Origin of the sequence: Flavobacterium supellecticarium (assembly GCF_004801375.1) — a bacterium.
GTDB lineage: Bacteria > Bacteroidota > Bacteroidia > Flavobacteriales > Flavobacteriaceae > Flavobacterium > Flavobacterium supellecticarium.
The window spans coordinates 95,046-110,136 of the sequence record NZ_SSNZ01000006.1 but is presented as its reverse complement, the minus strand read 5'-3'; the positions used below and the strand labels follow the sequence as shown (position 1 = coordinate 110,136).

The window sequence follows — 15,091 nt, the reverse complement described above, 5'->3', positions numbered from 1 at the left end:
ATTTGTGCTCGAACTCTTCCCATTTCTGCTTATATGTTGTAGATAGATTAGTCATGTCTTATTTATATACTCGTTATTACTTTAAGATTAATATCTGCAAACTCCTTGATGTAAGTAGCAGTAACACCTAATAATGTTAAAATATCATCAGACGCCTTTGCCTTTGAGAGCCCTGGTTGGACAATCAAAATTTCATATTCTACAGGAATTTCGTTTTTTAATATTCCCAACAGTTTTATCAAATCATTTCTGTTGCCTTTTTCAAGTCGGGAACAGGATAAGCCCTTTTTTGATTTAGTTTCCCGTCTAAGCAGGTGGTTAATGAACTCCTTACCTGATTTATGTTTCCAATGCACGGATTTTTGAGCTTGTCCGCAGACCTCATAAAAATTCTTGATCTGGTTGCTGATAACACCATCCAAAGCAAATTTTAAGTGATAGAGCTTAATTTCAATTTTATCACTATGAGCTTTAATAGTAACAACATCGGCAATTTCACCGGAATAATCATCATCGTAGATGATATCGAAATCTTCTTGCTTTAATTGTTCAATGACTTTGTACTGAATTGAATCAACTTTCTTAGGTTGTATGCCTTGTGCTTCATTTCTTAGATTCACACCATCCCAATTCCAGGATATAAGTTCGTCTTTAGGATAGACGCCTATTTGCTGTTTGAGTTCATAGTATTCGTTTCCTGTAAGTGCAGAACCGTCAGCATACCAAACAGTAGGAATGAATTTTTCAAAGAATGTAACTCCATCAATTTTAGCACGTCCAAACTGAACTTCTACAGGTTCTTTTGATTGTTGAGTTATTTTAAAATCTGCAAATGACTCATCACCATCTTTCTTCTCAAACAGTTCCAACTTGAAAGCAGCTTCTTGTGTTTCGGATTTAAGAGAAAATAACAAATCTCCCCCTATAGATGGATTTACTAAGCATAATTCTACATTGGAGAGGTCATATTTTATTCCGTCTATAATGAAGTTATATTTAGTTTCGACATCGAGGTAGATATCCGTATCCCAATCTATCCATACAGGAAATACATTTGGAAGATTTGTTCTCAGGGTCGGAATAAGTGTTTCTCTAAGAATTTGATTTGGATCAATATTTTCATCTACTAGTTTATTTCCTAATGCTATACACCAATTTTTAAACTGTTTTAAATCTCCCTGGAGTTTTGTCCATACCCTTCCTTTGTATGAAGCTCCTATATTAACTGGTTTACCAACTTCAAAACCTGTACCCATGACAAAGGCTTTTTCTCCTCTTTGTTTTTCGGCTAGGCTCAACGCTTCTCCAACATCACTTCCCACCATCATCCTAAAACGTATATTTTTGCCTAAAAACTGTCTTAATCCAACGTTTTGCAGCTTTACTCTTTTTATATTATAAAAAGTCTTAAAAACATCTATTCCTTTGATAAGCTCGGCATTATCGTCTATTATTGCTTGAGCTAATTCGGTATAAAGACTTCCATTGTCCGAGCTATTTATAAACAGAAGATTATTTTTGGTTTCCCAATAAACTATAATAATGTCCCATTGTATATCATAAATTTCCCGTTTATCATGTACCCAATCAACTTCAAACCTTTTTCCTGTGACTATCACAAGCATATTATGCTCTCTATTAATATCATGAAATTTAAATTCAAGGTTGTCATATCCAGGAATTCCTTTTTGAAAATTACCTGGATTCCAAGCATTAGTCTTATTCTTATAAACAACTGTGCTTAATTTAGGTCTGATATTCTGAAAAGGGATGTTGGCATTGTTCAATTTCTTAAAACCACTCATAAAATCCTTGAATTCTATTTGTTCGTTCACTTGTCCCGAACTTGCATCTGAAAGAATTTCATTCCAATCTGCATCCGTAGCATACAAATCTGCTAATTCTGCTCTCACATCGAGATCAGCAATATTGGCAACGAAAGAGGCATCACCAAGTTCTTCATCATATTTAGTTCTTGTAAAACGACCTGCTAACTGTAATGTAATGGGAAGACTCTTTCTGATATCGTGAAATGCTGCTATTTTCAATTCCGGCAAATCGAAACCTTCACCAAGCATATCAACACAAACAATTATTCTCGTTTTCTTTTGAAGTATTTTATCATAAGTTTCCTTAAAATTAGGTACTCCCGAATATATCACAACAGGATTGAGATCTTTATGAACTTCGTATAACTTAAAAATTTCTTTTGCCCGCTCTTTCGTAGCACAACGAGCCATAAGAATGTGATTGTAGGGATTTGGGTCAGCTAAGTCTGAACGTAAACGTTCAACAGCCACCTTTGCAATTTCTTGATCCGCTTTTTCTTTCTCATATTCACGGATAGAAATAAACTCTATCTTTTTATAATAACCTTGTTCCTGTGCTTTCTTTAAAGGGAAGTTGGAAATAATTTTTCCATCCAGTCTCTTTCCATCATTTCTAAATGGTGTCGCTGTAAATTGAATAACCTTTTCTTTATCGAATTTATTCCGGAACTCATTCCACGAAGACGCTTTCACATGATGAGCTTCATCAATAAATATATGGCTGAATGTTTTGGCGAAAAGTTCTTGAGTCTCATTATTTTGATTGGTAAGCCAACTCATTGTACTTACTACTACATTGCATTTCTCTAAAAATTCAGTAACCTCTTCAGTACTTTCAAATTTATTCTTAATAACCCCAACAATTGGATATAAAGACTTTTCGCCAACAACAGCGAATTGTTTTAATAAACCTAAATTGAAAAACTTTCCAGCTATCTGGTTTCGCAAAGAATCAGAAGGCACCGTAACTAAAAGCTTTTCACATCTGTTAGCTACCAGCGTAGCCAACATTGTTTCCGTTTTACCTGTACCTGTAGGCATTACAACGGTTGCGGCATCTAAAGGAAGTTTCAGGTGCCCCATTATCATATGCAATGCAGCAATCTGTGGTTGTCTTAATCCAGGCTCGTTTACATCCTCTTCCTTATACAGAAAATCATTTTTCCATGATTGCGTAATCTCACTGGGTGAGTACTCTTTTAAAAGAGGATGCTTCGCCCATCCTTTTATAATTATTTTATCCTCTTCAAACCGTTGTTTATTTGGAAGCACATTCGTAAGAAGAGCATATTCAATTCCTTCGGGAATATATTCTTCTTTGGTAGTGAGACAGATTTTATTTACATTGTCTTCTACCACTAAGTAAAAGCGATTTTCCTGCAATATATTAAGAGGTATTGATTGCTTTGAGGCTAATAGTTGCCTTATAATATTTTTACTTCCAGTTTTTTGATAGAGAGTTGACTCAAGAGAGGGTAAAGTTATTTTCATGAAGATAAATTAAATGAGCTTGTCTGAAGTTAATAAATATATGCAATAACTAACTGTTATTTAATCAAATGTATTAAAAATGTGGTTTTTTTAATTATGTAAAACCGTAATTAGGTTAAAAATGAGAATTGTAAAAGAGTTTTATTGTGTTTTTTTGCGAATATTTTTGTGTGGAAATTGTGTTTGAGGATTTAATCTGCTAGATCTTAATAGGATAAGAGTTTTTTACATTTCATGATGTTAAAATGTTATGTAGTGTGGTGAGAAATTTTTATTTATGCTGGAGTGAATTTATAGGTAATAGATGTTTGCTTAATGCTAGATTCGATTAAGATTGAATTAATTAAAATATAAAAGCTAATTAACTAGGTAGTTAATTCAGATTGGACATTATGTTCTAATCATAAGAAACATTGCGACATAGTTGCGTAGCAAATCATATATCACTACATTGTAAGGATAAGATATCTGATTATGAAAGCGATAGGGTATATGCGTTTAAGTTCGAAGGATCAGTCGAGATACTCCTTAGATGTGCAGGAAGCTGCCATAAATGCCTATTGCGCTAAATACGGACTGGAACTCATCGCGCTTTTTAAAGACAATGGCCAACGGAGTTCTACTTTTAGCCGATTGGATTTTCAGGCACTCGAAATATTCATAAAGCGGTATAAAGGACTGGTGCAGTATATGGTCGTTATGGAACACGATCGTTTTAGTAGAGATCTTTCCGAGGCTCTTTTGAAGATAAAGAAATTTGAGAGCCAGTATGGTGTTAAGGTTGTTTCTGTGGACGAACCACTTGATATTGATCCGACAGATCCAACAGTATTCATTAGCCGTGCATTCCGGTATGCTACTGCAAATGCAGAACTTTTAAATATCCGTGCCAGAACCATCCGGGGGATTAAAAGAGCGCATCTGGAAGGACGATTTGTAAATAAAGCACCTTATGGTTATAGCAATAGCAGAGATCTTCTCGGTAAAGGTATTCTTGTTGTAAATAATCAGGAAGCAGAAATCGTTCAACAAATTTTCCGGTACTACTTATCCGGTATGTCGCTGAGAGAAATCACAACTATAATGAATCGGGAAGGTTTTCCGCTTAAAGGTCATAATGCAGTGACACGAATACTGGATAACACTTTATATGCTGGTCTGATCAAAGTGATCGATGAAGACGGAAAGGTAAAGTATGTAAAAGCCCTTCACGAACGTATCGTAAGCGAAGCCGATTATTGGCTTGTGCAAGAAATCAGAAATCGTAAAAAGCCATCAAAATTAAAGCTGGATAAAGATTATCTTTTAAAAGGACTATTGAAGTGTAGTTGTGGAAAATATATGACGGCAGGGTGGAGCAAAGGGAAGAGTAGATACTATTTGTATTACAGGTGTATTAGTCATATTTCGGTTAATATTCCAGGAAAAAGAATCCATGAACAGTTTAGATTGGTATTGGAGCATCTAAAGCTAACAAAAGAGCAATTGATTCTTCTTAATAAGAAAGCAGCTGTAAGAATTGATAAACTGTTGAAAGATGAAAAACAACAGATAAGAGGCAGGCAAAAAATGCTTCAGGAATTGGATGCTAAAATGGAATCACTTGAAGAGCATTTGATTGAAGGAACACTTAATAAGATTACATTCAAGAAATGGTCTGAACAATATAATGCCGAACATAGCCGGGTAAGAGATATTATTAAAGCTACTGAGGAATATATTGCCAATCAGCTACAGCTTATGAAAAAATACATGAGTGGTATACATACCGTTCAGGATATAATAGCGTGTCAAAACGATGAGCCACTAGCGAGGCAAATGATTTTGAAGTTTGTTTTTAGATATGGCTTGCAATATGAAGACGACCGACTAAGAACTTATAAAATCTGTCCGGCACTTTCTCATAATTGTATCGAATTGACGAATAGGGGATTGTTAAGAGTTGATGAGGTAGAAACCGCAACGAAAGCGGACCATGAGCACTTCTTAAATTTTATAACGGAGCAGTTAGTCCATTTGTCTTCAGATTATTAGTGTAAATTCTGAGTCTTTAGGGGAGTTCAATTCCCATCACAACAGAAATATTCGAATACAGAAATAGAAAGCTGAATATTATTAACTATTTGATATTCAGTATTTTGTGTTTTTGATACCTGAATGAGTTTTGAACACTGTAAAATGCAGTAAATCAATGATTTATGTTTTTCGAATAAAAATGATGATTTTTGGAGTGTTTTTTAGTTCTTTAATTTTTGAACTCTGTAACTGGTTGATTGTCAAATAAAAAACCCGCCTTTTGGGCGGGTTTGAACATTCCGTTCAATGCTTTTTTGTGAAGCATTTTCATTTCGTACTCAAGGCGGGACTTGAACCCGCACGAACATTACTGTTCACTGGATTTTAAGTCCAGCGTGTCTACCAATTCCACCACTCGAGCATTAATAAGGTAGTTGAGCGAAAAACGGGGTTCGAACCCGCGACCTCAACCTTGGCAAGGTTGCGCTCTACCAACTGAGCTATTTTCGCATTTTATTTTTTCTTAGAACGTCGCTATACTTGTTCTGTATTGCGGATGCAAATTTAGTACATAAATCTAATTATACAAGTCTTTTCCTGAAAAAAAATAAAATCTTTTTTTAATGTATTGATAACCTTTAGGTTAATTATGGAATTATTTTTTGGTCAGCATACGTTTGATCTCATTAAGCTTCATCAACGCTTCCACCGGGGTTAAGGTGTTGATATCCGTATTGAGAATTTCGTCCTTGATTTCTTCCAATAACGGATCGTCCAGACTAAAAATACTCAACTGCATTTCGTCTTTATCCGACTTCACACCGGCTAAGGCTTCGCTCGAATGATCCTTCTCTAGCTTTTTAAGCAATTTCTGAGCCTTCTGGATCACCGTTTGTGGCATTCCGGCCATCTTGGCCACATGGATACCAAAACTGTGCGCACTGCCGCCTTTTACAAGCTTACGAATAAAAAGGACATTGTCTTTTAATTCCTTTACCGAAACGTTGAAATTCTGAATACCGTCAAAGATCACTTCCATTTCGTTTAACTCGTGGTAATGGGTGGCAAACAGCGTTTTTGGCTTTGCCGGATGTTCGTGAAGATACTCCGCAATTGCCCACGCAATCGAAATACCGTCGTACGTACTCGTTCCACGGCCAATTTCGTCCAGTAATACCAGACTTCGATCGGAAATATTGTTCAGAATGGAGGCCGTTTCGTTCATTTCGACCATAAAAGTCGATTCGCCCATCGAAATGTTATCCGACGCGCCAACACGGGTAAAGATCTTATCAACAATTCCCATTCGGACACTTTCGGCCGGAACAAAACTTCCCATTTGTGCTAACAATACAATCAAGGCTGTCTGACGTAAAATAGCCGACTTACCGGACATATTCGGACCGGTGATCATAATAATCTGTTGGGCTTTGTTGTCCAGAAAAACATCGTTGGCAATATACGGAACACCAATCGGAAGTTGCTTTTCAATAACCGGGTGACGACCGTTTGTAATTTCCAACTCAAAACTTTCGTCAATTGTCGGTTGAATATAATGATTCTCGATCGCCAATTGCGAAAAAGAAGTCAAACAGTCCAGTTGTGCGACCAGATTGGCGTTTACCTGTACCGCTTTGATATAGGTCGATACCCATAATACCAGTTGCTCGAACAATTCCAGTTCCAGTTTGTAAATCTTTTCCTCGGCGCCCAAAATCTTACTTTCGTATTCTTTTAGCTCTTCGGTGATATAACGCTCGGCATTGACCAGGGTTTGCTTACGGATCCATTCGGTCGGAACTTTGTCTTTATGGGTGTTTCGGACTTCAATGTAATACCCGAATACATTGTTAAAGGATACTTTTAACGACGGAATACCGGTTTTTTCGCTTTCGCGGGTTTCCAAAGCTTCCAGATATTCTTTTCCGGAAAAAGCAATACGACGCAGTTCGTCCAGTTCGTCGTGGATTCCGGTTGCAATAGCGTTGCCTTTGTTGATCGCTACCGGAGCATCGGGATTTAGGTTGGCTTTGATTTTCTCGCGTAATACATCACAGGAATGTAGTTTTTCGCCAATGTTTTTGACCGATGGGTTGCTGCTTTCCTGGGCGATGGTCTTAATCGGAATAATCGCATCCAGAGAATTACACAGGTAAATCAACTCACGCGGACTTACTTTTCCGGTGGCGACTTTTGAAATCAGACGTTCCAGATCGGAGATTTGTTTGATCTGGTATTGTACTTTTTGTAATTCCTCCTGATTTTCTTTAAAATAGGCTACTACATTATGCCGTTCTTTTACCCGATCGGCATCCTTTAACGGAAGTGCCAGCCAGCGTTTTAGCAAACGACTTCCCATAGGCGATAGCGTTCGGTCGATGACGTCTAATAAGGTCACGGCATTTGGATTCGTACTATGGTACAATTCCAGATTGCGAATCGTAAAACGGTCCATCCAAACATAGGCGTCTTCGGCTATACGATGAATGGAAGTAATATGTTGTATTTTGTTATGTTGTGTTTCGGACAGGTAATATAAAATCGCACCCGAGGCAATCAAACCTTCGGGAAGTTCGTCTACGCCAAATCCTTTCAGGGAGTTGGACTGAAAATGATTGGTTAGCGTTTCAAAGGCATAATCTTCCTTGTAAATCCAGTCTTCCAGAAAGAAAGCATGAAAATGCTCGCCAAAAGTTTCTTTAAACTGATTTTTATGATTTTTGGGTGCCAGAATTTCACTCGGACTAAAATTTTGAAGCAACTTGTCAATATACTCGGCATTTCCCTGCGAGGTCAGAAATTCCCCGGTCGATACATCCAGAAAGGAAATACCTAATGTTTTTTTGCCAAAGTGAACCGAAGCCAAAAAGTTGTTCGATTTGGAATGCAGTACTTCATCGTTTAAAGCAACTCCGGGTGTAACCAGTTCGGTAACACCGCGTTTTACGATCGTTTTCGTCATTTTTGGATCTTCCAGCTGGTCGCAAATGGCTACGCGTAGTCCGGCTTTTACCAGTTTCGGTAGATAGGTGTTTAACGAGTGATGCGGGAATCCGGCCAAGGCGGTTTCCGAATCCGATCCGGCGCCGCGTTTGGTTAAGGTAATACCTAAAATTTGAGAGGCACGAACGGCATCATCACCAAAAGTTTCGTAAAAATCGCCCACGCGGAACAACAAACAGGCATCGGGATATTTTCGCTTGATCTCATTGTATTGCTTCATTAAAGGGGTTTCCTTCGGTGTTTTTTCTTTTGTTGACAAGGCGTTTCGATTTTATGTTTTGTAAAAAGCGAAAGTAAGGATTTTTTAGAAAAAGTAAAGGGGACAATCGGAACTTAATGTTTGTCATAAAGCCGGTTTACTATCGGATTTTATCATTAATTTTGCCGTTTAGTATTGGAAAAAAGATGAGAAAACTAGCGAATAGCGAATTAGAACGAAAAAATATATCCGAATTCAAGGAAGCCGAAAAAACACCGATTATTATTGTATTGGATGATATCCGGAGTTTACACAATATCGGATCGGTTTTTAGAACGGCGGATGCCTTCCTGATTGAAAAGATTTATCTGTGCGGGATTACGGCGACGCCTCCGAATAAGGAAATTCATAAGACGGCTCTAGGTGCAACCGATACGGTAGCCTGGGAATATGCAAAAGATGTAGTGGAAGTGATCGAAAATCTGAAAAAGGAAAAGGTGTCGGTTTTTGCAATCGAACAGGTGGAGCATTCGGTATTCTTACAGGATTTTATTCCGGAAGCAGATACCAAATATGCCCTGGTTTTTGGAAATGAAGTAAAAGGTGTCGCGCAACAGGCGATCGATGCTGCCGATGGAACAATCGAAATTCCGCAATTGGGAACCAAACATTCATTGAATATTTCGGTTAGCGCCGGAATTGTGGTTTGGGATCTGTTCCGAAAAATGCAGTTCGAAGGTTAGACTTTTATTTTCGCGGAAATTAGGTCCAGAATCTGAAGGTAGTCTTCCTGATTTTCCACAAAGTCATAATCGGACACATCGATAATTAATACGTTGAGGTTACTTTGCGATTTGATATAATCCAGGTAACCTCTGTTTATTTTGTCCAGATATTCGGCCGGGATTTCCTGTTCGTACGAACGACCTCTTTTGCGGATGTTTTCCAACAGGCGCGGGGTGTTCTGATACAGGTACACATATAATCCGGGTTTGGGCATTTCTTTATAAATGATGTCAAACATCGTTTTGTACAACCGGAATTCATCTTCGCCTAAGGTTACTTTGGCAAAAATCAACGATTTAAAAATATGGTAGTCGGCGACAATAAAGTCTTTAAATAAGTCGAATTGCGCCAGGTCATCGGACAATTGTAAATAACGATCGGCCAAAAACGACATTTCCAATGGAAATGCATAGCGCGCCTGATCTTTATAAAATTTAGGAAGAAACGGATTGTCGGCAAAACCTTCCAAAATTAATTTGGCATTAAAATCCTCCGAAATCTTGGTGGCAAGGGTTGTTTTTCCGGCGCCAATGTTGCCTTCTATCGCGATATAGTTAAAATGTTGCAGTTCGAATTTTTCAATAGGCGAAGCAAGGTTGCCCACTACGGTACACGTACTGTTGTCGGAAGTAATGGCGATTAGTTCGGGAATGCTTTTCTTTAAAACCGGATGAATCCAGTCCAGTAGCAGGTCGTTTAGCGGTTGTAGTACAAACAAACGGTGTTGCATTTGCGGATGCGGAACCTGTAAATCCGGACTGTCAATGATCCTTTCGTCACAACTGATGATGTCCAGATCAATGGTACGCGCCTGATAGCCGTCCTGTGTGCTGCGGATACGACCCAGTGTTTTTTCGATAGCCAGAATCTTTTCCAATACGGTTTCAACCGAACGATGCGTGTGAAGTACCAGTGCGCAGTTATAAAAGGCATCGCTTTCAAATCCCCACGAAGGCGTTTCGTAAAGTCGTGATATACGAATAACGGTGCCTATGTTTTTATGAATCAGGTTAATGGCGTTTTGAATGTTTTCAATACGGTTTCCCTGGTTGCTTCCTAATGATATTACTACTTGATTCTGACTGCGCATACGGCAAAATAACTAAAAGAATTTTAGAATTAAAGTATATTTGTTGGAAGTGTTGATAAATTGTTTTGTAACAATTATGGAAAAACACCTACTTATTGTATAAAAAGAAAAAGAAATGAAATTTATAGGAAACGTACTGGCCACTATAGTGGGGATATTTGTGTTTTTTATGGTGTTGTTTTTCGGAATTGCGCTGATCAGAGCACTTTTTGGAGGCGATGGCAACAAAGTAAAAATAAAAGACAATTCAGTTATCGAACTCGATTTGTCGGAAGTAAAACAGGATTACGGCGGGAAATTCAATTTTGCCGAATTTAATTATTTTAGAGCCCAACACAATGGTGTTGTGGATGTGTTAAATGCGATTGAGGCGGCTAAGAGTGATGATAAAATCAAAGGGATTTCGATCGTAAACAATACGGCGATGATTGGTATTGCACAGCGTAAAGCGGTTCGTGATAAACTGGAAGATTTTAAAAAATCAGGAAAGTTTGTGGTAGCCTACGCGAATGCCTATTCACAAGGGGAATATTACCTGGATTCCGTTGCCGATACCTTATATGTTAATCCGGTAGGAGAACTGGACTTTAAAGGACTTTCTACAGAAATTTTATTCTTTAAAGATTTCCAGGATAAAACCGGTGTGAAAATGGAAGTAATCCGTCACGGGAAATATAAAAGTGCTGTGGAGCCGTTTTTAGAAAACGAAATGAGTCCGGCGAATCGGGAACAGATGACCGTTTTACTGAATTCGATCTGGTCTACCGTTGTGGATGATATTTCCAAAAGCCGTAAAATTCCGGTTGATAGCCTAAATGCGATTGCCGATAATTTGGGTGCCAGAACGCCGGAATTGGCAAAAGCTAAAAAATTAATCGATAAAATCGGTTATGAAGACGAATATCATAATGGTATCCGTCGCGCTTTAAAAGTGGAAAAAGAAGAAGAATATAATAAAGTGAATATTCTGGATTATGCCCGTAACGTAGCCAATACAAATGCTGACTATGAGACAAAAGATCGTATCGCTATTATCTATGCGCAGGGTGAGATTCTTTCGGGCGAAGGGGATGTAAGCTATATTGGCGAAGGTTCTATGCGTCGTTCGTTAGAGGATGCGCGTAACGACGATAATGTAAAAGCGGTTGTTTTACGAATCGACAGTCCGGGTGGTAGCGCGCTGACTTCGGAGTTAATCTGGAGAGAAATCGAACTGACGAAAAAGAAAAAACCGGTAGTGGTTTCTATGGGGAATCTGGCCGCTTCGGGTGGTTATTATATCGCGTGTAATGCCAATACCATTTTTGCCGAACCGAATACCATCACCGGATCCATCGGAGTTTTTGGAACTTTACCAAACTTTAGTCCATTGGCTAAAAAAATAGGAATCAATGCCGAGCAGGTAAAAACACACCAAAATGCATCTGGTTACAGTGTTTTCGAACCGTTGGATGAAAATTATAAAAATGTAGTGTTGGAAGGTGTGGAACATATCTACAACACCTTTGTAAGTCGTGTGGCTGCCGGAAGAAAAATGACATTTGCTCAGGTGGATAGTATCGCCCAGGGACGTGTTTGGGCTGGAAGAGACGCTGTTAAAATCGGATTGGTCGATAAAATGGGCGGATTGGATCAGGCTATTAAACATGCGGCTTCATTGGCTAAGATAACAGAATACAAAACGGAAGATTATCCGGAATACAACAAAACAATTGAGGATATGTTTCGCGGTTTAACCGGAGGTGTGTCGATGTTCCAAAGCCGTGAAGCCTTGATTAAAGAACAAATCGGAGAAGAAGGTTATCAGGTAATTGAACAAATCCGAAGAGCGAAACAGCAACGAGGTGTTCAGGCCTTGATGCCATTCGAATTGGTAATTCAATAAGATCCCGTATTGTAGAGAAATGCTACAAATCCGGTTAAATAGTTCCTGGAACACAAAATAAATACAGCCATTTAAAGGCTTTTTACAACAAACCAACTTATTTTCTGTTATCAGTAAATAAGTTGGTTTAATTTTTGTGGTAAATTCGTAAGATAAATATTTCGAGTTATGTTAAAGAAAATCCTAAAAGGTTTCGGTATCTTTTTACTGTTATCGATAATCACGTTGGCGGCGGTTCCGTTTATGTTTAAAGACAAAATAAAGGAATTGGTTGCCAAAGCCATTAATGAAAATGTAGATGCCAAAGTCGCTTTTGAAGATGTGGATCTCAGTTTATTTAAGAGCTTTCCGAATGCGAACATTACGATCGATAAGATCAGTGTGATCAATAAAGCACCGTTCGAAGGGGATACACTTTTCTATTCCGGCGAGGTAAACCTGAAAATGTCGATCAAGGAGTTGTTTAAAAAAGACGGCGAAGCGATGAAAATCGACGGTTTTTACTCGAAAGATGGTGTAGTGAATATCATCTTTAATAAAGACGGTCTTGGGAATTTTGACATTGCGTTAAAAGATCAGAAAGAAGACAAGCCATCCGACAGTAAGCCGTTTGCGTTGAATCTGAAAAAATACGAGATCGAAAACCTGCGTTTTACGTATAGCGACGAGAAGTCCAAAATCAAAATGGTGGTGGACAGCCTGAATCACGAAGGAACGGGGAATTTTGCCGCTCAGAAATTGGATTTGGTAACCAAATCATCGGCTAAATTGTCGTTGGATATGGACAAGGTGAAGTACATGAAAAACGTATCGCTTAACCTGGATGCGATTTTAGGAATTGATCTCGAAAAACAAAAATATACATTTAAGGAAAATAAAGCACTGATCAACCAGTTGCCGCTGGAATTTGACGGTTTTATTCAAATGGTGGAAAAAGGTCAGGAGTATGATCTGAAATTTAAAACGCCAACGTCGTCGTTTAAAAACTTCCTGGGATTGGTGCCGGAAGCCTATGCCGGAAATTTGAACACGGTAAAAACAACCGGTGATTTTAAGGTGGATGGTACGGTTAAAGGTGCGCTTACGGATACGACGATTCCGAAATTTAAAATTGAAATTGCATCCGATAATGCATCGTTCCAATATCCGGATCTACCGAAATCGGTGCAGAATATTGTGATCGATACCTATATTGTAAACGAAACAGGATTGATGAATGATACCTATGTGAATCTGGATAAATTGTCGTTCCGTATTGATCAGGATGTGTTTAATGCAAAAGCCAATATCAAAAATATTACACAAAATGCGTTGGTTGCTGCTGAATTAAAAGGAGTGATCAATCTGGCAAATGTGACCAAAGCCTATCCGGTAAAACTGGAAAAACCGCTATCGGGTATCTTAAAAGCCAATGTGGTCACGAAGTTTGATATGAAATCGGTGGAAACAAGTCAGTATCAGAATATACAAAATTCTGGAAATATCAGCCTGACCGGGTTTAATTATGCTGGTCCGGAATTAGCGAAGCCGATCCAGATCAAACAGGCTACTGTAGCCTTTAATCCAAATCAGATCCGATTGAATCAATTGGATGCGGTAACCGGTAAATCGGATATTAAGGTAACCGGAACGCTGGATAATTTCTACGGATTTGTCTTTAAAAAACAGGTCTTAAAAGGAAATTTCGATATGAGTTCGAATCAGTTGTTGGTGTCGGATTTTATGACGCCATCGGCACCGGAAGCTACGCAAACGAAAACAGCCGCACCTAAGGAAGCGGTTAAAATTCCAGCATTTTTGGATTGTACGATTACGGCCAAAGCCAATACGGTAGTGTATGATAATCTGACGTTAAAAGCGGTTTCTGGTAAAATGAGTATTAAAGATGAGGCGGTAAAACTGGAAAATGTAAAAACATCAATGTTCGACGGTCAGATTGGGGTAGATGGTATGGTGTCGACCAAAGGAGCGGTGCCGAAGTTTGATATGAATCTGGGCTTAAATGCGGTGGATATTGCCAAATCGTTTACACAATTGGATATGTTGAAATCGATTGCGCCAATTGCTGGTGTGATTAACGGAAAACTAAATTCGACAATCAAGTTGTCCGGAAATCTGGATGCCAAAGAAATGACACCGGTTCTGAAAACGATTTCCGGAGATTTATTAGGGCAGTTATTGTCGACATCAATCAATGCAAAGAATTCGAATTTATTGAATGCTTTGGATGGAAACCTGAAGTTTATCGATTTGGATAAGTTAAATCTGAATAATCTGAAAGCACATTTGTCGTTCGATAATGGAAAGGTAAATGTAAAGCCATTTGATATCAAATATCAGGATATCAAAGTGACGGTTGGTGGGCAACACGGGTTTGATCAATCGATGAATTACAATCTGAAGTTTGATGTGCCGGCGAAATATCTGGGATCGGATGTGAATAAGTTGTTAGCGAAGTTGTCGCCATCCGATGTGAATAAATTACAGGATATACCGGTCAATGCAGTTTTAACCGGAAGCTTTAAAAATCCTAAGGTTTCTACCGATTTAAATCAGGCGGTAACCAATATCTCGAATCAGTTGATTCAACAACAAAAAGATAAACTGATCAATCAGGGAACCGGAGCATTGGAGAATCTTTTAGGTGGTGGCAAAAAGAATACCGGAACCGGAACTACGGCCGATACGACCAAAACCAAACCGAAAGACGATATTAAAAATACAGCTGCTAATGCTATAAAGGGGCTCTTTGGGAAAAAGAAAAAAGAAGAATAAAAGAGAAGGCTATCCAT

General features: G+C 38.4%; 7 protein-coding genes and 2 tRNA genes. 4 read left to right on the top strand and 5 right to left on the bottom strand.

Going from position 1 to position 15,091, the window contains the following annotated elements; all coding sequences use genetic code 11:
* Positions 1-62: 62 nt before the first annotated feature.
* Positions 63-3,320 (bottom strand): DEAD/DEAH box helicase, encoded by a 3,258-nt coding sequence (locus E6C50_RS13060; protein ID WP_136403673.1) that lies wholly within the window; start codon positions 3,318-3,320, stop codon positions 63-65.
* Between the two features lie 474 nt (positions 3,321-3,794).
* On the opposite strand from E6C50_RS13060, the gene E6C50_RS13055 reads away from it, so the two are divergent.
* Positions 3,795-5,354 carry a recombinase family protein gene (locus tag E6C50_RS13055; RefSeq protein WP_136403672.1) on the top strand — a complete coding sequence of 520 codons (1,560 nt, stop codon included), beginning with the start codon at positions 3,795-3,797 and terminating at the stop codon, positions 5,352-5,354.
* Positions 5,355-5,671: 317 nt separating this feature from the next.
* Here the strand turns inward: E6C50_RS13055 and E6C50_RS13050 are convergent.
* The 3 genes from E6C50_RS13050 to mutS form a co-directional block, all read right to left on the bottom strand.
* Positions 5,672-5,757 (bottom strand) — tRNA-Leu (locus E6C50_RS13050).
* Between the two features lie 16 nt (positions 5,758-5,773).
* A tRNA-Gly gene (locus E6C50_RS13045) sits at positions 5,774-5,846 on the bottom strand.
* 145 nt (positions 5,847-5,991) lie between these two features.
* Positions 5,992-8,598: a DNA mismatch repair protein MutS gene (mutS, locus tag E6C50_RS13040; RefSeq protein ID WP_136403671.1), complete on the bottom strand. Its 2,607-nt coding sequence runs from the start codon at positions 8,596-8,598 to the stop codon at positions 5,992-5,994.
* Positions 8,599-8,744: 146 nt separating this feature from the next.
* Between mutS and E6C50_RS13035 the strand changes: the two genes are divergently transcribed.
* Positions 8,745-9,281 carry an RNA methyltransferase gene (locus E6C50_RS13035; protein WP_136403670.1) on the top strand — a complete coding sequence of 179 codons (537 nt, stop codon included), beginning with the start codon at positions 8,745-8,747 and terminating at the stop codon, positions 9,279-9,281.
* Here the strand turns inward: E6C50_RS13035 and folK are convergent.
* Complete coding sequence (gene folK / locus E6C50_RS13030) at positions 9,278-10,414, bottom strand: 2-amino-4-hydroxy-6-hydroxymethyldihydropteridine diphosphokinase (RefSeq protein ID WP_136403669.1); 1,137 nt, start codon at positions 10,412-10,414, stop codon at positions 9,278-9,280. The two genes, E6C50_RS13035 and folK, sit on opposite strands and share 4 nt — an antisense overlap.
* A gap of 115 nt (positions 10,415-10,529) precedes the next feature.
* Between folK and sppA the strand changes: the two genes are divergently transcribed.
* Together sppA and E6C50_RS13020 are read left to right on the top strand one after the other, a co-directional pair.
* On the top strand, positions 10,530-12,299 hold the full coding sequence (gene sppA, locus E6C50_RS13025) for a signal peptide peptidase SppA (protein ID WP_136403668.1): 1,770 nt from the start codon (positions 10,530-10,532) through the stop codon (positions 12,297-12,299).
* A gap of 168 nt (positions 12,300-12,467) precedes the next feature.
* On the top strand, positions 12,468-15,074 hold the full coding sequence (locus E6C50_RS13020; protein WP_136403667.1) for an AsmA-like C-terminal region-containing protein: 2,607 nt from the start codon (positions 12,468-12,470) through the stop codon (positions 15,072-15,074).
* Positions 15,075-15,091 lie beyond the last annotated feature (17 nt).

What these genes read in the sequence shown, in the direction of transcription:
- sppA (WP_136403668.1), top strand. Translation starts at nt 10,530, where the DNA reads ATGAAATTTATAGGAAACGTACTGGCCACTATAGTGGGGATATTTGTG.
- E6C50_RS13035 (WP_136403670.1), top strand. Translation starts at nt 8,745, where the DNA reads ATGAGAAAACTAGCGAATAGCGAATTAGAACGAAAAAATATATCCGAA.
- E6C50_RS13020 (WP_136403667.1), top strand. Translation starts at nt 12,468, where the DNA reads ATGTTAAAGAAAATCCTAAAAGGTTTCGGTATCTTTTTACTGTTATCG.
- E6C50_RS13055 (WP_136403672.1), top strand. Translation starts at nt 3,795, where the DNA reads ATGAAAGCGATAGGGTATATGCGTTTAAGTTCGAAGGATCAGTCGAGA.
- folK (WP_136403669.1), bottom strand. Translation starts at nt 10,414, where the DNA reads ATGCGCAGTCAGAATCAAGTAGTAATATCATTAGGAAGCAACCAGGGA.
- E6C50_RS13060 (WP_136403673.1), bottom strand. Translation starts at nt 3,320, where the DNA reads ATGAAAATAACTTTACCCTCTCTTGAGTCAACTCTCTATCAAAAAACT.